The following is a 20940-nucleotide window of genomic DNA, read 5'->3' as shown; positions in this document are numbered from 1 at the left end:
TTGGGATTGTGTGCATATCCGTTGCTGCGGTAACGGCTGCTTAGGGTTCCGCCCCGACGGCGGGCTCACTTTCGAAAATCCAGCGTGGTTAATGGGGCGCGGAGATCAACGTCCACCGCGAGGCGGCCTGATAGCCGACCTGATTCTTGGCGGGACCGCGTTTCCCCCTGTGGGAGCGGGCTTGAACTCGTGAAGGCGGCACCACAGTCGATGAAAATGTTGGACGGCATTACGACACTTGATCGAGCTCTCTTGAATCTGGAGATCAGGCTCGTTTTACCTCGGCTTGCATCATCACCAGATTCTGCTGCTTGGTAGCCTCGGCCAATACCTTGCGGTAAACACGCTTCTTTTCCTTCGATTTTGCGTTACGAATGAAATCAGCAAAGGGGCGTTTGGCTCCTTTGGACAAGCCTTGCTTGATCGAAATCATAGTGCGCTCCCGATGGCGGTTCATTGGCGCTCCAGCGCGAAGCGCTCACTCGCGACTAAACGAGGGCGGCGGCTGTACGCAGGTTAGTCGACCGGGGATCCAAGGAACCGGCGCGCCCGAGGGCGCCCTGCGCACAGCTACCATCAAGTGCAGGAATAAGGAATACCTGACTGAATGGAGCAATGAACACCTTGGAATACCGAGCGACTAAACCCGATCACTGATGGGCAGTGACGAGAACCAAAGTACCGATGGGATCCAAGGTGGACAAGCCGGCGGATTCTGGCGCAGTGGTAGGCATAGGCGCAAGGCGATGTAGCCTGGTGTCGCATATTTGAAGGACGCGGATTGAGGGATTTCCCAAGAAGTTGTAGGGGAAATTCCCCAATATAAGGATTGGACTGAACCCGTGGCGAGGGAGCTTGCTCCCGCTGGCGTGCGTAGCGCGCCCAAAAGGACTGAGCTCAATTCGCCGAATGCTCAGTGATTGGAGGTTTTTTGGGGCTGCTGCGCAGCCCAGCGGGAGCAAGCTCCCTCGCAACGGTGGATCGGGCCGACCTTGAGTGAATGGTTTCTTCATCGATATGCACGCTTATGCAAAACAGCATTTGTCTTCTGCGAAAAGAACAAGCACTATGCGCGTTATGCAAAAACGCAACGTTTCTACCGTATTAAGAGCATTGCTCGATCAGCACGGGATCTCCCCCACGGAGCTTCACCGGCGTACCGGCGTGCCTCAGTCCACCCTCTCGCGGATCCTCAGCGGCAAGATTGTCGATCCTTCGGATAAACACATCTCGAAGATCGCCGAGTACTTCGCCGTGAGCACCGACCAGTTGCGCGGGCGCGCGGACGTTGCGCCTGCCGGCAATAGCCGCCGCGATGAGCCGCATTCCGAACTCAAGGACATAAGCCTGTGGGACGACGAAACACCCGTCGAAGAAGACGAAGTGTCGGTCCCTTTTCTGCGCGAGGTTGAATTGGCTGCTGGATCAGGAAGATTCGTCATCGAGGAAAGCGAGCGCTCCAGCCTGCGCTTTGGCAAGCGCAGCCTGCGCCATAACGGCGTGCAGTTCGACCAGGCCAAGTGCGTGACGGTGCGCGGCAACAGTATGTTGCCGGTGCTGCGCGACGGTGCCACGGTCGGGGTGAACGCAGGCAAATGCGGGATCGGCGACATCGTCGACGGTGACCTCTACGCCATCAATCACAACGGCCAACTGCGGGTGAAGCAGCTTTATCGCCTGCCCACCGGCATCCGCCTGCGCAGCTTCAACCGCGATGAGCATCCGGACGAGGACTACACCTTCCAGGAAATGCAGGACGAGCAAATCGTCATCCTCGGTCACGTCTTCTGGTGGGGCATGTACGCCCGTTAACCCCTCCGCTGTCAGATAAAACCCGCCGCCGTGCGGGTTTTTTTTCGCCTCTCGAAAACCCGCAACCCCGTATTTGCAAGGGCTCCATGCATTTGCGCATTCGATCTGCATAAATAAATGCATTTACGCATTGACTGTATATGCATCCATGCATATTCTGTGTCCAAGCCGCTCGACAAAGCGGCTGGCAACAAAGCTCTTTAGTTCCACCAACAGGCAGCGATGAACCGGCCTTGACGGTTCAGAGGGTTGGCAACTGACCCGGGTGTGCAGCGTAAAGCACCAGAAGCAGTTATCCGGCGGGCAGGGACCGCGGTCGGAAAAACAATTTGAATGGATCCGTACCGCGCCAGTCGCGCCGAAAGATCAAGCGCATTACTGAAAAGCCTGGGCAACCGGGCTTTTTGGAATGCCTGCACCGTGAGGTGCGTTCAAACACATCACCGCCGCCAATGGAGGGCTTCCGATGCTGAAGGATTTCAGATGCGGTCACTGCAAACGACTTCTGGCCCGCGTGGGCGAGAACACCGAACTCCAGATCAAATGTTCCCGGTGTGGGGCGTTGAATCATGTGAAGGCCCTGAGCCTCGAGTTATCGCCTTTGAGCGACATGGATGCGGAATGCTCCGCGCAAAAACATCGACTCTTAAGGTGAACGCATGAAAAAAATCAAACGTCTTATCGGCTCGTTCGTTCTGTCCATGGCGCTGTTGGCGGCCAGCGGTGCTGCCTTCGCAGCCAACCTGGTTGTGAACGGCAGCTTTGAAACCCCCGGTTGTGGCAATGACTGCGTACTGAATACCCCGGCCCAAGCCGACTTCGTGACCGGTTGGACCACGTTTCTGTCAGGCGTGGAGTACATCAATGTCAGAGCTGCCATTGGCAGTTCGGTCGCCGCCGAAGGTGTAATGAGCGTCGACCTCGCCAACTACACCTATCAAAACGGTGGTGGCATCCAGCAGAACATCAACACGGTAGTAGGCGCACGTTATCGCCTGACGTTCAGTGCCGGCAGTTCCAGGTACGTGAACCGCACGGGGACCGGCATCATCAACGTCAAGGTGGCAGGCCAGACCACCCGTTTCGACACCCCTGTCGCCACCAGTGATGCGACCGTATGGGAAACCAGAACCTACGATTTCACCGCCGTGAGCGATCAAACCACGTTGAGCTTCTGGAATGAGCAGGATCCGAATGCTCACTTCGCTTTTATTGACAACGTCATTGTCGAGCGACTGTAAACGTCGCCGGCCTTACGCACGATCCCGTCAAGCTTAATTTATCCAAAGGAAATCAATTAATGAAAAAATTGCTCAGCGTATTGATCGCAGCCGTCCTGGCGACCCAGGCCCTCCACGCGTTTGCTGAAACCTCACCTGTCGGCTCCTGGCAATTCGCTTATTACCACGTTCCGGGCGGCGGTTTTTATGCCAACCAAACGATCTGTTTCAAAGAAGACAACACCTGGTACTCGAGTTCCCAGGCCGGCTGGAAGGGCGCATGGTTCCAGAACGGGGACGATCTCCAATGGAACGGGAGTGTGCCAATGCCGGGTGCAGGGAGTGCCAACAATCTCGCGACCATTGCCATGGGTAAGTTAGCTGTCGCTGGTTCGATGTCGGGTAACTACGCGGAATGGGCCGCACCCAGTGCGCTACCGCTGTCTTGGGACAGGCACTACACCTACACCATGACTTACAAAGGCGCGACCTGCGCTGCGCCAAAGTGATGTCAGCCCCCAATTACCTGACAAACGTTTGAACGCCGTTTCTAGCGACTTAATGGGTTTCACCGACCCACATCTCTTTCAACTTCAAACAACTTCCCCGCCCAATCTTAATCACCCCCAGGAAACGAGACATGACAAACGAGCAACAAGCGTTGCTGGACATGCCGATCTGGCTGGTCATCGTGCTCGCCCTGGTGGGCGGGGTGTCCGGCGAGATGTGGCGCGCCGACAAGGAGGGCGCCCGTGGTTGGCCGTTGCTGCGCCGCGTGGTGCTGCGTTCCGGTGCCTGCGTGGTCTGCGGCGTGTCGGCAACCATGCTGTTGTATGCCCTCGGCATGTCGATCTGGAGTGCTTGCGCCCTGGGTTGCCTGACCGCCATGGCCGGTGCCGATGTGGCGATCGGTCTTTACGAGCGCTGGGTCGCCAAGCGGATCGGCGTTTGCGAAGTGCCACCGCGGGACCTGCCGCCCGACCAGCAGTGAATCGACAGCGCTGATCCATACACAAGGAGGCGATCAATGCCTGCCCTTATCGAAAAACCGTCGCAGTTGTTCTCGGCCATTGCCCAGACGCTGCGCGCCATTTATCCCGCCTTGAAAGTCGGCAGCCCCCAGGAGTTCGATGGCGCCGACGACCAACCCTGGGTGCTGATTGCGCTTGAGCGTGATGCGCCCGGTAACCGCGCCAATGACGGGCGTATCGCCCATGTCCTGACGGTTTCCTTGCAAGTGGTCATGGCCGTTCCAGGATGGGAGGCCTGTGATCTGGCCGGTGAATTGAAACACCTGGTCATGGATAACCGCTGGGGCCTTTCGGGTGATCAATGCGACCTGCCCACGGAAATCGATGGCATCGCATCCACGTTCATCCACGAAGCACGGGCGTACAGCGCCTGGACCCTTTCCTTCAACCAAACCCTGTACCTCGGCCCGACGCTGCTGGAGGACCCGTTGGGCATCCCGAAATTTGCCCGTACCTGGGAAGTGTCGAACATCGACGACCCGGATCAATACACCGCACTCGAGGGCTGAGCCATGTTCGATGGGCTGTTACGGATGCATCTGGGGCCGATCATCGAGCGTCTGGCTCAGATGGAAACCGAGCTGGAAGATTTGCATCGGCGTGCGGAGAGTTTCTGCCGCATCGGCGTTTGCCAGGAAGTCGATGCGGCCAGCAACACCTGCAAGGTCAGCCATGGTGGCCTGCTGACCCCGGCGATCCGCTTTTTCAACCCGAGCGCCGGCGCCCAGAGCGAGTCGCGGATTCCGTCCGTGGGCGAGCAGTGCCTGTTGCTCAACCATGGCGGCGGCGAGAGCGGCGGGCAGGCAGTGGCGTTGTTCGGCCTTAACGGCGGTCAGTTTCCGCCCGTCTCGACCCAGGCCTCGCTGACGCGGCGCCTCTATCAGGACGGTACGGAAAACGGCTACGACCATGCCAGCCATGTCCTGCACTGGCAGAACGGCCCGGCGACGTTCAGCGGTTCCCGTGAAGCGCTCCAACTGAGCATCGGCCCGTCGCGGTTGGCGATGACCGCCGACGCCATCGAATGGCAGCTGGGCGCCGTCGGCATTCGGCTCGACGCCTCCGGCGTGCACCTGAGCGGCCCGGTGGTGGATCACCAGGGACGCGTCATCAGTACCGCATAAGAGATTTCCTCATGATTGGAATCGATCGAAATACCGGCGCCACGGTCGACGACTGGCTGCAGTTCGTACAGCGCGCCACCCGGGCGTTGACGACGCCGTTGGGCACTCGCCAGAAGCGCCCGTTGTATGGCTGCGCACTCACGCAGTTGCTGGGGCAGAACCTTGGTGACGACCTGCTGATTCTCGCCCAGAGCCACGCGGCCCAAGCGTTCTACAACCCACAAAACGGCATCGGTGATTTCGAGCCGCAGGTCATTGTCGCCAGTCGACACGGCGCCGGCTTGCTGTTGCGTTTCGCCGGCACCTGGAAAAACCGCAAACAGACGTTCGAGGTGGTGACATGAGCATGCTGATACCCGGCCAGAACCAGTTGGCCGAACCGGCCATCGTCACTGTTGAAGCGTTCGAGGACTTGCTCGCAGAGTTCAAGACCTTCGTGGTCGAGTACGTCGGCGCACGCTCGCCAGCAAGTGCGGCGAAGCTGGTGGACAGTCTTGAAAACGAAAGTGAACTGCTGACCCTGGCGCTTGAGGCGTTCTGCGTGCGGCTGCAAACCCACGAACGCAAATACAACGCCCGCATCAAGCAGATGTTGGCGTGGTGGGCCACCGGGACCAACCTCGACGCTCGTCTCGCGGACATGGGCCTTGAGCGTCAGTTGCTCGAACCGGGCGACCCGGCGGCCTTCCCGCCCATCCCCCCGGTCTACGAGAGCGATGACGATGCGCGGTTGCGCTACTACCTGGCGCCTCATGCGCCAGCGGCCGGCTCGCGCATGCAGTATCGGCGGGAGATTTTTACCTTGGGTGAACGGCCAGTGGTGAAGGTGGACAGTGCCGCTGGCGGTGTCGTGAACGTGACCTACACATTCGATCCGGACGGTCTCGCCGCGCAGGTCAAGGACGGCAACGGACGCCGGACGGCGCCGGGGGAGGTCACGGTCACAGTGCTTTCCCGCGAGGGCGACGGCACACCGTCCGAAGCGCTGCTCAATGGTGTTCGCCAGCACTTCGCCCGGCCTGATGTGCGACCGGAAACCGACCTGGTCATCGTGCAGGCCGCACAAATCAAACCCTACAAAATCCGTGTCGTGGCGAGGATCAATGCCGGCCCGGATTCGGGCTTGACCCAGGTTGCCGCCGAGCAGCAGTTGCAGGCGTATGCCCAGGCCTGTCATCGCTTGGAAGGGCGGGTGGACCCGAGCTGGATCGACTACACGCTGCATAGCGCCGGCGCGGTCCAGCTTGAGATTCTCGAACCGCTGGTGCCGATTGTGACCACGGCTTTCCAAGCCCCGTACTGCACAGGCGTCGAGGTTGAGGTGGACACGTTATGAGTGACGACATACCTCGCCCGAGCCTGCTGCCGGTCAACAGCTCACCGTTGGAAAGGGCACTGGATCTGGGGTTCGCTCGGCTGCTCGAACGCATCGATCCGCCGTTTCCCGAGTTGATGAACCCAGGTGAAACCGCGTCCGCCTTCTTGCCTTACTTGGCGGCGGATCGGGGTGTCAGCGAATGGGATGCGCGAGCCAGCGATCAGGAAAAACGTTTGACGGTTTCATTGTCCTGGCAGACCCAGCGCCAGGCCGGTACTCGCCAGGCTTTGAACCACGCCGTCGAATCTCTGGGGTTCACACCTCAGGTTACTGCTTGGTATGAACAGCACCCTCACGCTCACCCCTACACCTTTGATGTGCAAGCCATCATCGGCCAAAGCTGGGCCAGTGGTGATCACAATCGGCTGATACAGCGAATCAATGCAGCCAAGAGCGAGCGCGACCAAGCCACCATCACACTCGTGCATCAAACGAGCGGAGGACTCGCAGCAACCGCAGCCATGCACGGCCCGCTGAGCGACGCAGAGCTGTTTCTGTGCGGGACGCTGCCCATGCTCGAACTCGACGCGAGGCTTGCCAATACCGGGTTTTTCCAACCCTACATCATTAACGATTACGACCTTAGGGCGCAGCCATGACAGAAGATATAACGCGTTTGGTTCGCTTCACTTCCGCCGGCTTGGCGGAGGTGCTGCAGGCAAAGAACCAAGGTTTGAAAGGTGAAATCACTCACATTGGTGCCGGCACCGCCCGCTACGATCCAAATGGATCGGAAACAGCGCTTCGCAATGAACGGCAGCGCGTGGCGATTGTGGATTACGAAGACCTTGATCCTGGACAACTGAGAATGGCCGCGCTGTTCGACGGGGCAGATGAATACGAGATCGGTGAGTTCGGATTTTATCTGTCAACTGGGACGTTGCTGGCGGTGTATTCGGTGGCTGGAAAGTTGCTGACCTACAAGGCGGCCGCGGCCCGTGTACTGCAAAAGTTCACGCTGGATATTTCGCCATTACCGGCGCAAAGCGTCACGGTGGTGGTCGGGTCTGACAATCTGAACATCCTGTTGAGCGAGGAAGTCGCCACCGTGGCGACGGCCAATATCGACAACATGGCGCGACACGTTGGCCTGATGTTTCGGGTGATGGCGCTCGAAGCCAAATAATCAAATAGCACAAGGAACCTGAATGTGAGTCTGGAAACCACTATCGCATCGCTGGTATCAGCGGCCAATAACTTGACCACTGTGGTCAATGGAAAAATCGGCAGTATCAACACGACCATGGCCACGGCTTTGACCCAGTTCAATGAATGGCGAAGCCTGAAGGACGTGGAAGGGGACCCGAGTGCCCTGGGCACGATTCGTCGTGGCGTCTTGCAAGGACATGTTTATGGCACTGGCGGCAGTTACAGCGCAAATGCGCAGGGGGACTTTGTCACTACCAACCTGGGTGCCAGCGTAAATGTGTACATGCATTTCAGAGTGCCGCTTAACATCAATGTCAATTCGGAGATGTTCTGGTTCAACATCAAGGGCTACAGCTATGGAACGGCGAAAATAATCGACGAAACGCTGGTGGGGTATTGCTATCAGCCCACTCGCGTTCTGCATAGCGTTTCGACCTTTGGGAATATGACCCCTGCTGTCTATGCCGATACAAACGGCAATGTCGTCATGCGAATTCTGATTCCCAACGTTTATTACACCACCGTGCGTATTGACACCATGCGCGTGGGCAATGGTCGGCTATTCAATCTTGGGGATTTGACCACTAGGTTGTCGCTGGCCGAAACCGTTGTTTTCAGCTAAGGAATGAACATGTCTGATCTGTCCAACAATGACACTCCCGAAACTCCAATCGCCGTACCGTCGCGTGAAATCGAATGGGCCGCCATTCGCACACGCCGCAACCAACTGCTACGAGACACGGACTTCACCCAATTAGCGGACTTCCCCGCAACAGAAGCCCAGCTGGCCGAGATCAAGGCTTATCGCCAGGCCTTGCGAGACATCCCCGAAACGGATGCGGAGCCGTCCAGGCTGCTCTGGCCTGTACTGCCAGATTTCATCAAGTAGACCACGACCGCGAAAGCGGTTTTTTTTCGCCCGCACCAAATCCCGCTAAGGGCTTTTGTGTTTTTCGCATCTGGAGAGACCGTAGATGCCTATTCGTAAGCAATACACCGTGGTGCTGCCATTTCCTACCGGTGGCGGCCACTGGTCGAGCATCGGCCAGAAACTCGAACTCTTGGATGTCGAGGCCAATGCCTTGCGCAGTGCCGGTCGTCTCGAGCTGACCAGCGTCCTGGATACGCAGAAACCGGCTGCTGACACGCAAGCCACCCCAACCACCAAGGCCTTGAAGGCCGCCACCAAAAAGGCTGAATAACCATGGCTGAGGTTTTGAACTTCGAGCACAACGGCATTACCGTCAATGCCACTGAATCTCCCGAGGCCATGGGTGGCCTGGGTGACAACGTCATCGGGCTGGTCGGCACCGCGCCGAATGCCAATCCGCTGATTCCGAAAAACACCCCGTTCCGCATCAACAGCTTCACCACCCAGGCCCAGTTGGACCCGACCGGTGCCGAAGCGGGGACGTTGTTCCAGGCGGTCTACCAGATCCTCAAAGTGGTCAAGGTGCCGGTCTATGTCGTCATCGTCGAAGAGGGCGCCACGCTGGCCGACACGCAGAACAATGTGATCGGCGGCATCGAAGCGCAGACCGGTCGCAAGTTGGGCTTGGCGGCGTTGAGTGGGGTCGCTGAAGACCTGACCATCATCGGCGCGCCAGGCTTTACCGGCACCAAGGCCGTCGCCAGTGAGTTCGCCTCGTTCGGCAAGCGCATCAAGGCCCGTGTGGTGCTCGATGGCAAGGATGCCTCGGTCGCCGACCAGGTGACTTACAGCCAGGAGCTGGGCGGTGCGGACCTCGGTTTCGACCGTTGCCTGGTGGTGCACAACATGCCGGCGGTGTACTCCAAGGCCGCGAAGAAAAACGTCTTCCTGGCGCCGTCGAGCCTGGCCATCGCCGCCCTCGCCAAGGTCAAGCAATGGGAGAGCCCGGGCAACCAGGTCACCTACGCCGAAGACGTTTCCCGCACCGTGGAATACAACATCCTCGACACCTCCACCGAAGGCGATCTGCTCAACCGCTACGGCGTCAGTTACTACGCCCGGACCATCCTTGGCGGCTTCTCCTTGCTGGGCAACCGCTCCATCACCGGCAAGTTCATCAGCTACGTCGGCCTGGAAGACGCCATCAGCCGCAAGCTGGTCAAGGCCGGGCAGAAGGCCATGGCGAAGAATCTGACCAAGTCGTTCATGGACCAGGAAGTGAAGCGCATCAACGACTGGCTGCAAACCCTGGTCGCCGACGAAACCATTCCCGGCGGCAGCGTGTACCTGCACCCTGAATTGAACAGCGTCGAGAAGTACAAGAACGGCACCTGGTACGTGGTCATCGACTACGGCCGCTACGCGCCGAACGAACACATGATTTATCAACTCAATGCCCGCGATGAAATCATCGAGCAGTTCCTGGAGGACGTTCTCTAATGTTTACCAACCGCGTAAGACAGGCCATCGCGGCCACCCTGCAAGGCTTGCCGTTGTCGGCGACCGTGGAAGAGTTCACCCCGCCGAAGATCGAATTCGACATGGAAGAGATGCGTGGCGGCCGTTTCATTGGCGAGGAGATGGCCAAGGCCGGCAAAGTGCTGACAGCCAAGCTGACGCTGCAAGGCCTTGGTCCGGAAGTCATGCTGGCGCTGGGCGTGAGCGTGGGCGACGACATTCTGCTGAACGTGCGTGAAGCCGGCCAGGATCAGGACGGCAACACCTGGTTTACCTACCACACGGTGGGTGGCAAGTTGAAGTCCCTCGAGGAAACCCTGCTGAAAATGGGCGAGAAACCCAAGACCAACCTGGAGCTGTCCTGCCGCACCTACAACCGCCTGGAAAACGGCGTCCCGGTGATCGACATTGACGTGCGCACCCAGAAGTTCGTACTCAACGGCGTCGACATCCTCGGCGATGCTCGCCGTGCGGTGTTGTTGCCGTAAACGAATGCCCGTCAGTTGAACCCAATCCTTGTGGGAGCGAGCTTGCTCGCGATAGCGGTGTGTCAGCCAACATCGATGCTGACTGATCCGACGTCATCGCGAGCGAGCTCGCTCCCACAGGTTGTCCTCTGATTTACCAAGGAACTGATTCCATGCCCTGGACACCTCCCGTTCACGTCTTGCTGTCGCCGATCATCGGTGACGACGATGCGCAGATCGAGCAGCTCCCCCTCAAACCGCTGTACTACGCCGCGCAAAAAGACGCCCTGGCCCGCGCCGGCGATGATGAAGACGATCAGTTCTTCGAACTGGCCAAACTGGCCACCGGGCTGTCGGTCAAGGAACTCGACCAGCTCAAGCGCCCGGACTACGTGAGCATTGCCCAGTACGTGCACGACATGTCGACGCGCCCGGCGTCGCACTTTCTGGATGAGCCACAGGGCGATCCCGACCAGGTGCAACTGCTGCAACCGCTCGACGTCGCGGGTCGCAGCCTGACGTCGCTGACCCTGGAAATGCCGGTGCTGCGTGCGACCAAGGCGATGAAAAAACTGAAGACGGCCAAGGAGCGCGCCGAGTTCATCACCGCCCACTGCACCGGCCTGATGATTCCCGATCTGGACCGGCTGACCGTGCCCGACTGGACGCAACTGCAGGTGCGCATCGACGATTTTTTAAACAAACCGGCGGACTTCTTTCGGAGCGCGACATCGAAGTGATCCTCGATGTGGTGCCGCTCATTTACTCGGTAAGTGAGGCGGAAATCCTGGAGTGGGACGCCGGCAAGGCCTTGCGCCGCTACGACATTGCGATCACTCGCCTTGGCGTGAAACAGGAGTAGAGCGGGATGGCGGACGATAGATATTCGCTCAAATACGCAGCCTTCAATGAGAGTGGGTTGGCGTTCGGTAATACCAGCCCTACGAACGGTGTGTCAGCACCAGGCACGTTCGCGAGGGATCAGCTGTCGGGCCTCGACCTGGCGCTGGAGAAACTTGGGCTCAAACTCGGGTTGCTGACCACGGCGATCGAGTCGCTGACCGTGAAGCTATCGGCGCAACGATTGTTTTCCCAAACGATGGGCGCTGGCACCAAGGGTGAGTCGGCCAATGAGCCAAAGGGTAAGTCGGGTGGCGGTATCGAACCACCGGCGCTGCTCAAACCCGCGATAGCGATGGACTCGGCCATGGCCGATCTGAAGCAGGCCGGCCACTTCACGCCTCGCCAGATTGCAGAAATGGCGGAGCCAACCCAGCGTATCGCCAGTGCGCCGTTGGTGGCGGCCGGCGGGACCACGGCGGTTGAGGTGGTGAGGATGCAAAGCCTGGCGGCCAGGGCAGGAGTCGGCAGCGATTTGCCCAATGCCTCGGACCGGCAATTGGCGCTGTTGCGTTTCGCCAGTGATGCGGGTGTTACAGCATCGACGTTCAAAATGCCAGCCATGGAAGCCGCCGAGATGCTGCTTGGCTGGCGCACCTCCATGAAGCTCAGCGCAGAGAAAGCGTTTGATCTGGCGGACGCTACCAACCACCTGAGCAAGATTCCCGGTGGTGCGAAAGCGAGTGAGATCGGCACAGTGTTGCAGCGTGACGGTGCGGCCGCGACGGTGGCGGGCCTGGCCCCTGCGCAAGCCGCTGCGTTGACAGCGGCATTGCTCAATACCGGTTCGCAACAAACTGAAGCCAGCGTAGCGCTCAATAGCTTCACGACTGCCATGGGCAAGGGCGATCAAGCCTCCGCCACTGAGCAAGCGGCCTGGAAGCAGTTGGGGCTGGAACCGAACGCGGTGGCGAGCGGCTTGCGCGACAAGGACACCGCGCCTGGCACAGTGATGTCGGTGCTTGCGGCTTTGAGCGCGCAACCTGCCGAGAAGCGTTCGGCGCTGGCCTCCACGTTGTTTAGCTCCGGTGATGAAGCGGTGCTGCGCATGGCGCAGAAACTGGCCGATGTGAATGAAGCCTTCGGACAGGTGAAAGACCCAGCCCAGTACGCCACATCGCAGTTGGGGAATGGGGGCTCCGTGAGGCAGGACGCGTTGGCGCTGTCGAACACTCGGCAAGGTCAGTTGAACGTCTTGAGTGCGCGTGCCGAGCGGCTATCGGTGACCACGGGCAATGCCCTGGCGCCCGTCGAGGAAATCTCGCTTCAAGCGCTGGGTTCGGTGGCGGATGGTATGAGCGAGTTGGCCGAATCCTCACCTAAAGCCACCGCTGCCGTTGTGCTGGTTGCCGCCGCGATCAAACCGCTGGTGGGCATGCTGCTCAAAGCCCTCGGGGATGAGGTGGGCAGCCAAGCGGCCAAACGAGTCTTGGGGACTGCGAGCGTTACGGATGCGCAGGCTGTGGGGAGCTCCGCACTTTCCTCGGGAGGCATGATGGCCTCGTTGCGCTCGTTTACCCGCTGGATCCCCGGCATGTTCGCGTTAAGCGCGGTCCCCGAGGTGGTGGGCGGGGCCATGGACGGCGACCCCCGCCAGGTCGGGGCTGGCCTGGGCAGTGCTGGCGGCGGCTGGGCGGGAGCGTCGGCAGGCGTTACCGGCGGAGCTACTGTCGGCGCTTTTTTCGGTCCGCTTGGCGCGGCTATTGGTGGTGCGCTCGGTGCGGTCGCAGGCGGACTGGCGGGGAGCTGGATTGGCGGAGAGTCGGGTGCCTGGCTGGGTGACAAACTCGCCGCGCCCGCCGACAAACTCCCCCCTCCGGATCAAGCCGCCAAGGATCTGAGCAATGCCCAGGCCACCATCGCGCAGAACACCATGACCGCAAACATCTACATCAACGGCCAGGACCAGGCCAGCGCGAGTCAGTTGGCCAACCTGGTCGTGCAGCAGCTCTCGGGCCAATTCGGCTTGACGACCATGCCCAACTCACTCGCCATGCGCAGTGACGCGGCCCTGACCGACGGAGGTACGTGATGCGTCAGCAAATGGCACTCGGCAGTTTCATTTTCGGTTTGTCGAGAAACTTTGCGTACCACAGCCTGGTACGCACCTCGGACGGTGGCTGGAAGAGCATCGACATCCTCACCAGCAAACCCAAGTCCAGCCAGGTCGGCCAAGGCCTGCAAGGGCTGACGATCACCGGCAAGTCGATGTACGCCACCGCCATGGATCGCCTCGATGAGTTGCGTGCCTTGCAGGCGCAGCGAGTCCCCGTGCCGTTGGTCGATGGCGTCGGTCGCAATTGGGGCCTGTGGCAGATCAACAAGGTGACGGAAACCCAGACCGAGATCATTGATGACGGCACGGCGATGGTGGTCGGCTGGGTGGTTGAATTGACGGAGTTCGCCAATGCGTAGGGTTCGAAGTATCGCCGGTGATTCGGTGAATCTGTTGCTGTACCGCGAGCTTGAGCGCTGTGACGACATCGTCGAAGAGGCGCTCTGGCGGCTCAATCCGGGGCTGGCTGAATGGGGGCCTGTATTGCCGGCGGGCGTATGGGTGGTCTTGCCGGAAGTGGACCTCAAGCCCGTGGCAACCCCACCGGTTTCGGCCTGGGATTAAGGAGGCAACATGTCATTGGGTTTCACGCCTGCGGTGGAAGTGTACGGCGCGAACGCCGCGCTGCTCAACGCACGATTGCTCAGTTGGACACACGTCGACGCGGCAGGAATCGAGTCGGATCAATTGACCCTCACTATCAGCCTGGACGGGCTGGAAGGGTTGCCCAGCCTGGGCGGGAAAATCGGTTTGCGGGTCGGCTACCTGGAGTCGGGGCTGGTGGACAAGGGCGAGTTCGTCATCACCCGGCGCACGCCGACGCTGTTCCCGTTGCGCCTGACCTTGGTGGCCATGGCCGCGCCGTTCAGCGCGGCGGACCAGACCGGGTTCAAGCAGCGCCGATCCGTCAGCCATGGACCGACGACCCTGGGCGCGCTGTTTCGTCAACTGGCGTCCAGGCACGGTTTTTCTCCCCGAGTGGCGCCAGACCTGGCGCTGATCAAGATCGAGCACATCGACCAGTCCAACGAAACCGACATGGGGTTCCTGACGCGCCTGGCCCATCGTTATGACGCCGTCGCCAAGCCGATCAACGAGCTGTATGTGCTGGCTCGGCGCGGCCAGGCGAAGTCGTTGTCGGGCAAGGTCCTGCCCGAGATAAAACTGTCGGTGACGACCAACAATCGTCCTGGCGACCAGGCTTTTATTTCGGCCAAGCTGGATGAAACCGCCCGGGCGAAATACCAAGGCTGCAAGACCCGTTGGTGGGACGCGACGGCCGGCAAGCTGCAGGTCGAGGAGAGCGGCCTCGCGCCGTTCAAGACCCTGCGCCAGCGCTTCCAGAGCGCAGATGACGCCCGCGCTGCCGGTGAAGGCGAGGTGCGCAGGATGATGCGCGAAGCCCTCAAGGTGGCGATCGAGTGCCCTGGCAACCCGGGGCTGTCCGCCGAGGGTATCGTACTGCTGGACGCCACCTGGCCGGATTTCATGCGCGGTCGCTGGTCGATCGACAAGGTCACCGCCAGTGGCGACCGGGAAAAAAGCTATCGCTGCCTGATTGATGCGACCTGCCTGGATGCCAAGGCTTGACGCCATTCCTGTGGGGCTGGTGACTGCACTTTCTCTCAACATGCCCTGGGAGCGTGGCCGTAGGATGAGTGGTTCCCCGCGGCCGGGCATCGTCGCGCCGCCCTGGCTGGCAACGCAACTTCAGTAATGTTTTTTCGAGGGACGGTCTATGGACGTCACCCAAGCACAACTTATCAACATCATGCCCAACGCCCGCTCCCAAGCGGGCGTTTTTGTTTCAGCCCTTAACATCGCCATGTCCCGTCACCGTATCGCCACGCCTAAACGCATCGCTGCGTTCCTGGCGCAAATCGGCCACGAGTCGGGGCAGCTACGGTATGTGCGCGAGCTGGGCAGCGAAGCCTATCTAAGCAAATACGACACCGGCGCGTTGGCCGCTCGCCTGGGCAATACGCCGGTGGCGGACGGTGACGGCCAGAAGTATCGCGGCCGAGGTCTGATCCAGATTACCGGCCGTGACAATTATCGTCGTTGTAGTCTTGGCTTGTTCGGTGATGAACGGCTGCTGACGCTGCCTGAGCTTCTTGAGCAGCCGCAATGGGCATCCGAATCCGCCGCTTGGTTCTGGGAGCAGAGCGGCTTGAACGAGCTGGCCGATCGTGATCAGTTCAACAGCATCACCCGACGCATCAATGGCGGTTTGAACGGCTTGGAGGATCGCCTGCAACTCTGGGCGCGGGCGAGGGCGGTGTTATGCCAGCCTTTGGCCTGATGCCTTTCTCTGCTCGTACCCTGGGTATCGTCGTTTTACTGGCATTGTTGGCGGGTGGCCCGGCGATGCTGGCGTGGCGAATCCAGGATTGGCGTTATGGCCAGCAGTTGGCGCAGTTGGCCCAAGCCCAGGCCGCGATGTTGAATCAGATAACCCAAGCGGCCGCAACGCGGCAAAAGACCGAGCAAGACAAACGTCTAGCCCTTGAGCAGCAGCTGTCCGCCAGCGAACAAACCCATTACCGAGCCTTGAGCGATGCCCAACGTGACCAGGATCGCCTGCGCGATCGCCTTGCTACTGCCGATGTCCGGCTGTCAGTCCTCCTCGACGCCAACGATGTTGCCGCCGGTTGTGCAGTGCCTGCCGCCACCGGCGCCGGCGGCCTGGATCATGGCGCCCCACGCGCCCGACTTGACCCGGCGCATGCTCAACGAATTATCGCCATCACCGACGCCGGTGATCGCGGATTGATTGCCTTGCAGGCCTGTCAGGCCTATATCAGAGCGCTGGATCGGTAATCCGCCAAGCCTTGCAAGCTTCCATTGCTCGTGTACGGTAGGCCTCAATTGTGTGGAATCAGGAGAGCACCATGGACGACATCACCGAACTGGCCGCTGAGCTGGGCAGGCGCCTGCAGTTGCTCAATGCCCACGTCACCACGGCTGAGTCCTGCACGGGCGGCGGGATTGCCGAGGCGATTACCCGGATTCCCGGGAGTTCGGCCTGGTTCGAGGCCGGTTTCGTCACCTATTCCAATCGCCAGAAGACCCAGCAGTTGGGCGTACCGGCCGAGTTGTTCGGCACGGTAGGGGCGGTCAGCCGCGAGGTGGTCGAGGCCATGGCGCGAGGCGCCCAGCATAAAAGCCTGGCGCGTTTTGCCGTGGCGGTCAGCGGTGTAGCAGGGCCGGATGGTGGTTCGCCGAACAAGCCGGTGGGCACGGTGTGGCTGGCCTGGGGCGTTGGCGAAGCGGTGATCAGCGAGCAGCGATTCTTTGCAGGCAACCGCGACGAGGTCCGCCGACAAACGGTGAAGGCCGCGCTAGAGGGGCTGCTGCAACATGCCGCTGTAGAAATCTCAAATCAGGGGTAGGCGATCCTCAATCGCTGTGGAATAATACTGGCTACTTATACAGGTGTTGGCCGTCAGGCCTTATTGATTACGTGAGGACTTTAATGGACGACAACAAGAAGAAAGCCTTGGCTGCGGCCTTGGGTCAGATCGAACGTCAATTCGGCAAGGGTGCCGTAATGCGTATGGGCGATCAGGACCGTCAGGCTATTCCTTCCATCTCCACCGGCTCCCTGGGCCTGGACATCGCGCTTGGCATCGGCGGCCTGCCAAAAGGCCGAATCGTTGAAATCTACGGTCCTGAGTCTTCCGGTAAAACCACACTGACGCTGTCCGTGATCGCCCAGGCCCAGAAAGCCGGCGCGACCTGCGCCTTCGTCGACGCCGAACACGCCCTGGACCCGGAATACGCCGGCAAACTGGGTGTCAACGTCGACGACCTGCTGGTTTCCCAGCCGGATACCGGCGAACAGGCCCTGGAAATCACCGACATGCTGGTGCGTTCCAACGCGGTTGACGTGATCATCGTCGACTCCGTGGCGGCACTGGTACCCAAAGCTGAAATCGAAGGTGAAATGGGCGACATGCACGTGGGCCTCCAGGCTCGCCTGATGTCCCAGGCCCTGCGCAAGATCACCGGTAACATCAAGAACGCCAACTGCCTGGTGATCTTCATCAACCAGATCCGTATGAAGATCGGCGTGATGTTCGGCAGTCCGGAAACCACCACCGGTGGTAACGCGCTGAAGTTCTACGCCTCGGTTCGCCTCGATATCCGCCGTACTGGCGCGGTGAAGGAAGGTGACGAGGTGGTCGGCAGCGAAACCCGCGTCAAGGTCGTGAAGAACAAGGTGGCTTCGCCGTTCCGTCAGGCCGAGTTCCAGATTCTTTACGGCAAGGGCATCTACCTCAATGGCGAGATGATCGACCTGGGTGTGCTGCACGGTTTCGTCGAGAAGTCGGGCGCCTGGTATGCCTACAACGGCACCAAGATCGGTCAGGGCAAGGCCAACTCGGCCAAGTTCCTGGCGGATAACCCGGAAGTCGCCGCTGCTCTCGAGAAGCAACTGCGTGACAAGCTGTTGAGCCCGGTGGCAGACGTCAAGTCCGTGGCTAATCGCGAGACCGCTGACGACCTGGCAGACGCTGACATCTGATCGAATCGATGACCGTCGTACTCGATACCCTCGTCGCGGTGCGACGAACCGCGATGGACCTGCTCGCCAGGCGCGAGCATGGTCGAGTCGAGCTGACGCGTAAGCTGCGTCAGCGCGGCGCTCCCGATGAGTTGATCGACACAGCCCTCGACCGTTTGACCGAAGAGGGCTTGCTGTCGGAGTCCCGTTACCTGGAAAGCTTTGTCTCTTATCGCGCTCGCTCCGGTTATGGTCCTTTGCGAATTCGTGAGGAACTGGGCCAGCGTGGTTTGCAACGCCCGGATATCGAACTTGCCTTGCGCGAAAGCGGTATCGATTGGCAGGAGCAACTGACGGACACCTGGCGCCGCAAGTTCTCAGGACATTTACCCATCGATGCACGGGAACGAGCCAAACAAGGGCGTTTCCTGGCGTATCGAGGTTACTCCATGGAAATGATCAACCGCTTGTTCAGCGGTCGCGGTATGGATGATTAAACAAAAACGGCCTGCTATTTCGATAGCAGGCCGTTTTTTTATGGGCTCAGGTTACCTTGATCGGCTCCCAGGTGAGGGGGTGGGGTTTTGAGGCGGGCTGGGCCCAGTTTTCCGGCAGGTTGATGTAATCCACCAGTTCCCTCAAGCGACCGTGATCCCGGGCGTTGAAGGCAAACGCCAGTCGGGTCAGATGACTGAACTGGGCTTCGTCGTGCTCTTCACCGCTGTAGTCATGTTGATGAAAACAGTCGTTGAGGCACAAATCGGCGAATTCTCCCTGCATCTGCTGCAACGCCTGTTCGTTTAGCTTGTGATTCATGCGGATCACGAACTGATGCTTGAGCCAGCGGCTGGAGTGAAAGTTGCGGTAGAACTGGTTGATTTCTTCCACGGCCTCTTCGGCGTTGTACACCAGGCGCATCAGCTTCATGTCGGTGGGCAGGATGTAGCGGTTTTCCTCCAGTTGCTCGCGGATAAAGTTCAGGGCTCCTTGCCAGAACTTGCCCCCTGGAACATCCAGCAGGACCACCGGTACCAAAGGGCTCTTGCCTGTCTGTACCAGCGTCAGGACTTCCAGCGCTTCATCAAGCGTGCCGAAACCGCCGGGGCAGAGCACCAGTGCGTCGGCCTCTTTGACAAAAAACAGTTTACGGGTGAAGAAGAAGTGGAACGGCAGCAGGTTCGGCGTGCCCTCGACGGTCGGGTTTGCGTGTTGCTCGAAAGGCAGGGTGATGTTGAATCCCAGGCTGTGGTCGCGCCCTGCGCCTTCATGGGCGGCGGCCATGATGCCACCGCCGGCGCCGGTGATGACCATCATGTCCGAGCGGGCCAGCGCCGCCCCCAGCTCTCGGGCCAGGCCATACAGCGGATGTTCGATGGGTGTTCGGGCCGAGCCGAAGACCGTGACCTTGCGTCGGCCCTTGAACTGCTCGAGGGTACGGAAGGCGTGTTCCAGTTCCCTCAGGGCTTGTAGTGTGATCTTGGCATTCCAGCGGTTGTGATCTTCCTGGGCCATGCGCAGCACGGTCAGGATCATGTCTCGGTAAATGGGGAGGTTGGGGCTGTTGGGGGAGACCAGGTTGAGTTGCTCTTCGACCTTGCGGGTGAGGTCGTGGCCATGGTTCTCAAAATGACGACTGAGCAGGTCATTCGGTTTGTAAGGCATTCAGCTTCTCCTTCTTAACAGGACCCCGGCCCGGACGAGAGATTCATCGAGGCCACGACACTCCGTGTGTCGTTGTCAGCCCAAGCATCGGCCTGGAGGGTGACCTGGCTTGACGCGGTCTGCAGCAAGGCGACCAAGCCATCCAGCGGGTTCTGCTTTTCCCTTTGATAAAAAACAATCACACACCAAGGTGTTGGCCAGGCAGCCTCTTTCTGCCCGATGAAAATACTATGGATACTTTGAATCTAGACCGTCATGCCGATCTTTGCTGCCCTGATCATGGCGCGCAAAAGTGACCGTTGGCAACCGCTGATACATGCCGTGAACGATTGCACCGCTCGTCAGATTGCCGGCCGGGTGCGTGTCGCTCTGATTTACTGATAACAAGCGTGCCAATGCAATTTGACGCCCAGGGTTGGGTGCCACGTGATGGATTGCAGCGAATCGGGGCAGGGAGGCGGGAGAAATGACCAGGGTCACTCTGGAGCTCGACAGGCAGTTGTACTTGATGTTGTTGGAGTCGGCACAGGCCAATCGGGTGAGTCTTGAGGACGAATGCTGTCGTCGGCTGGGAGGGCGAGCATGGCGCTCGCGTTACTTGCAGGCGCTGGTGGCGGAGTTGCGCGCCGACGATGAGCAGCGGCGCGCAAATTCAGGTTGACTACTTCTTCGTCTTGGCCGGTTTCGGGCAATCCGATTCCTGGAAGCGCTCGGTCGCGACCGGGCGGTTGGTCTTAACCTCGGTGAACTCGTAGCGCATGGTTGCGCCCTTGGCCATCAACTTGCGGAAACCTGGATTGGTGCACACCGTAGAGCCCAACTGGAAATACACAGCCTTGGGGTCTGCGCGCATTTTCTGGGCGTGACTGCTTTGCACACTGAGATGGTTGATCAGCTCGGTGCCTTCGACGGTATAACCCTGGTCGAGAATGTCTTCGTTGATTGCCCGCGGCGTTCCGACGCTACTTTCCTTGGCGACGTTCTGCAGCATCTTGTTCAGTTCGAGTTCTTTCAGCGAAGCAGCCTGAGCGCTGAAGGACGTCGCCAGCAGAACGGCAACGGTAGGGACGATAAGGCGCAGCATGAAACTCTCCTGGTTCAGTGACTGGTGGTTCGACCGATCACATGACTGTGCGTTCAGTGGCCGGGAATTATAGGGGCACCAGGGTGGACGGTACAGGCTCGTGCGCTCTGGTAGACTGCCGGCCTTTATTGCCCTGCCGAGTGTTGTTCGTGTCGAGTTTT

At 59.8% G+C, this 20940-nt stretch carries 30 protein-coding genes; 27 read left to right on the top strand and 3 right to left on the bottom strand.

Annotated elements, in window-relative coordinates; all coding sequences use genetic code 11:
• Positions 1-265: 265 nt before the first annotated feature.
• The gene (locus tag V7773_RS23410; RefSeq protein WP_092144092.1) at positions 266-457 is read right to left on the bottom strand and encodes a hypothetical protein; all 192 of its coding nucleotides are present in this window, start codon (positions 455-457) and stop codon (positions 266-268) included.
• A gap of 620 nt (positions 458-1077) precedes the next feature.
• Here V7773_RS23410 and V7773_RS23405 point away from each other — a divergent pair.
• The 26 genes from V7773_RS23405 to recX all read left to right on the top strand — a co-directional run bounded on the left by V7773_RS23405 (position 1078) and on the right by recX (position 18530).
• Positions 1078-1812, top strand: coding sequence for a LexA family transcriptional regulator (locus tag V7773_RS23405; RefSeq protein WP_092223366.1), 735 nt, complete (start codon positions 1078-1080; stop codon positions 1810-1812).
• Between the two features lie 466 nt (positions 1813-2278).
• The gene (locus V7773_RS23400) at positions 2279-2467 is read left to right on the top strand and encodes a Com family DNA-binding transcriptional regulator (RefSeq protein WP_336075429.1); all 189 of its coding nucleotides are present in this window, start codon (positions 2279-2281) and stop codon (positions 2465-2467) included.
• 4 nt (positions 2468-2471) lie between these two features.
• Entirely contained in the window at positions 2472-3053 is a 582-nt protein-coding gene (locus V7773_RS23395; protein ID WP_092144098.1) for a DUF642 domain-containing protein, read from the top strand.
• 59 nt (positions 3054-3112) lie between these two features.
• Positions 3113-3541 (top strand): hypothetical protein, encoded by a 429-nt coding sequence (locus tag V7773_RS23390; protein WP_092144101.1) that lies wholly within the window; start codon positions 3113-3115, stop codon positions 3539-3541.
• A 131-nt stretch (positions 3542-3672) separates the two neighbouring features.
• Positions 3673-4023 (top strand): phage holin family protein, encoded by a 351-nt coding sequence (locus V7773_RS23385; RefSeq protein WP_060738977.1) that lies wholly within the window; start codon positions 3673-3675, stop codon positions 4021-4023.
• A gap of 36 nt (positions 4024-4059) precedes the next feature.
• Complete coding sequence (locus V7773_RS23380) at positions 4060-4572, top strand: hypothetical protein (protein ID WP_336075427.1); 513 nt, start codon at positions 4060-4062, stop codon at positions 4570-4572.
• A gap of 3 nt (positions 4573-4575) precedes the next feature.
• Positions 4576-5187, top strand: a complete 612-nt coding sequence (locus V7773_RS23375; protein ID WP_336075424.1) for a phage baseplate assembly protein V — start codon at positions 4576-4578, stop codon at positions 5185-5187.
• Between the two features lie 11 nt (positions 5188-5198).
• Positions 5199-5531, top strand: a complete 333-nt coding sequence (locus V7773_RS23370) for a hypothetical protein (protein ID WP_063322739.1) — start codon at positions 5199-5201, stop codon at positions 5529-5531.
• Positions 5528-6523, top strand: coding sequence for a baseplate J/gp47 family protein (locus tag V7773_RS23365; RefSeq protein ID WP_336075421.1), 996 nt, complete (start codon positions 5528-5530; stop codon positions 6521-6523). The genes V7773_RS23370 and V7773_RS23365 overlap by 4 nt, the downstream gene beginning before the upstream one ends.
• A complete protein-coding gene (locus V7773_RS23360; RefSeq protein ID WP_336075419.1) occupies positions 6520-7164 on the top strand; it encodes a phage tail protein I in 645 nt (214 codons plus the stop codon). The genes V7773_RS23365 and V7773_RS23360 overlap by 4 nt, the downstream gene beginning before the upstream one ends.
• Positions 7161-7691: a hypothetical protein gene (locus V7773_RS23355; protein WP_336075418.1), complete on the top strand. Its 531-nt coding sequence runs from the start codon at positions 7161-7163 to the stop codon at positions 7689-7691. The genes V7773_RS23360 and V7773_RS23355 overlap by 4 nt, the downstream gene beginning before the upstream one ends.
• A 24-nt stretch (positions 7692-7715) precedes the next feature.
• Positions 7716-8336 (top strand): hypothetical protein, encoded by a 621-nt coding sequence (locus V7773_RS23350; protein WP_336075417.1) that lies wholly within the window; start codon positions 7716-7718, stop codon positions 8334-8336.
• Positions 8337-8345: 9 nt separating this feature from the next.
• The gene (locus V7773_RS23345; RefSeq protein WP_325918342.1) at positions 8346-8603 is read left to right on the top strand and encodes a tail fiber assembly protein; all 258 of its coding nucleotides are present in this window, start codon (positions 8346-8348) and stop codon (positions 8601-8603) included.
• Positions 8604-8688: 85 nt separating this feature from the next.
• Positions 8689-8916 carry a hypothetical protein gene (locus V7773_RS23340; RefSeq protein ID WP_336075413.1) on the top strand — a complete coding sequence of 76 codons (228 nt, stop codon included), beginning with the start codon at positions 8689-8691 and terminating at the stop codon, positions 8914-8916.
• A gap of 2 nt (positions 8917-8918) precedes the next feature.
• Entirely contained in the window at positions 8919-10085 is a 1167-nt protein-coding gene (locus V7773_RS23335; RefSeq protein ID WP_072387869.1) for a phage tail protein, read from the top strand.
• Positions 10085-10591: a phage major tail tube protein gene (locus V7773_RS23330; RefSeq protein WP_092144123.1), complete on the top strand. Its 507-nt coding sequence runs from the start codon at positions 10085-10087 to the stop codon at positions 10589-10591. Before V7773_RS23335 ends, V7773_RS23330 begins: the two co-directional genes overlap by 1 nt.
• 152 nt (positions 10592-10743) lie before the next feature.
• Entirely contained in the window at positions 10744-11310 is a 567-nt protein-coding gene (locus V7773_RS23325) for a phage tail assembly protein (protein ID WP_092223224.1), read from the top strand.
• Between the two features lie 128 nt (positions 11311-11438).
• Positions 11439-13502, top strand: a complete 2064-nt coding sequence (locus V7773_RS23320) for a phage tail tape measure protein (protein ID WP_336075409.1) — start codon at positions 11439-11441, stop codon at positions 13500-13502.
• On the top strand, positions 13502-13885 hold the full coding sequence (locus V7773_RS23315; RefSeq protein ID WP_336075407.1) for a phage tail protein: 384 nt from the start codon (positions 13502-13504) through the stop codon (positions 13883-13885). Before V7773_RS23320 ends, V7773_RS23315 begins: the two co-directional genes overlap by 1 nt.
• Entirely contained in the window at positions 13878-14090 is a 213-nt protein-coding gene (locus V7773_RS23310) for a tail protein X (protein ID WP_063322730.1), read from the top strand. Before V7773_RS23315 ends, V7773_RS23310 begins: the two co-directional genes overlap by 8 nt.
• 9 nt (positions 14091-14099) lie before the next feature.
• Positions 14100-15116 (top strand): contractile injection system protein, VgrG/Pvc8 family, encoded by a 1017-nt coding sequence (locus tag V7773_RS23305; RefSeq protein ID WP_336075405.1) that lies wholly within the window; start codon positions 14100-14102, stop codon positions 15114-15116.
• 148 nt (positions 15117-15264) lie between these two features.
• Positions 15265-15828, top strand: a complete 564-nt coding sequence (locus V7773_RS23300; RefSeq protein WP_336075402.1) for a glycoside hydrolase family 19 protein — start codon at positions 15265-15267, stop codon at positions 15826-15828.
• Positions 15810-16346, top strand: a complete 537-nt coding sequence (locus V7773_RS23295) for a lysis system i-spanin subunit Rz (RefSeq protein ID WP_336075401.1) — start codon at positions 15810-15812, stop codon at positions 16344-16346. Before V7773_RS23300 ends, V7773_RS23295 begins: the two co-directional genes overlap by 19 nt.
• Before the next feature lie 71 nt (positions 16347-16417).
• On the top strand, positions 16418-16918 hold the full coding sequence (locus V7773_RS23290; RefSeq protein WP_336075400.1) for a CinA family protein: 501 nt from the start codon (positions 16418-16420) through the stop codon (positions 16916-16918).
• 83 nt (positions 16919-17001) lie between these two features.
• Positions 17002-18054 (top strand): recombinase RecA, encoded by a 1053-nt coding sequence (recA, locus tag V7773_RS23285; protein WP_003198351.1) that lies wholly within the window; start codon positions 17002-17004, stop codon positions 18052-18054.
• An 8-nt stretch (positions 18055-18062) separates the two neighbouring features.
• Positions 18063-18530, top strand: coding sequence for a recombination regulator RecX (recX, locus tag V7773_RS23280; protein WP_003198353.1), 468 nt, complete (start codon positions 18063-18065; stop codon positions 18528-18530).
• 46 nt (positions 18531-18576) lie between these two features.
• On the opposite strand, the gene V7773_RS23275 is transcribed toward recX, so the two are convergent.
• Entirely contained in the window at positions 18577-19695 is a 1119-nt protein-coding gene (locus V7773_RS23275) for a TIGR00730 family Rossman fold protein (RefSeq protein WP_336075399.1), read from the bottom strand.
• A 466-nt stretch (positions 19696-20161) separates the two neighbouring features.
• Between V7773_RS23275 and V7773_RS23270 the strand changes: the two genes are divergently transcribed.
• Entirely contained in the window at positions 20162-20356 is a 195-nt protein-coding gene (locus V7773_RS23270) for a hypothetical protein (RefSeq protein WP_336075398.1), read from the top strand.
• Here the strand turns inward: V7773_RS23270 and V7773_RS23265 are convergent, their stop codons facing one another.
• Positions 20357-20779, bottom strand: a complete 423-nt coding sequence (locus V7773_RS23265; RefSeq protein ID WP_003198359.1) for a quorum-sensing-regulated virulence factor family protein — start codon at positions 20777-20779, stop codon at positions 20357-20359.
• Positions 20780-20940: the final 161 nt, after the last annotated feature.

This window comes from Pseudomonas sp. 3JA (assembly GCF_036961705.1).
In the GTDB taxonomy this organism is placed as follows: domain Bacteria; phylum Pseudomonadota; class Gammaproteobacteria; order Pseudomonadales; family Pseudomonadaceae; genus Aquipseudomonas; species Aquipseudomonas fluorescens_Q.
Note: the sequence above shows the minus strand (reverse complement) of the source record. Positions and strands in the feature narration are given on the sequence as shown.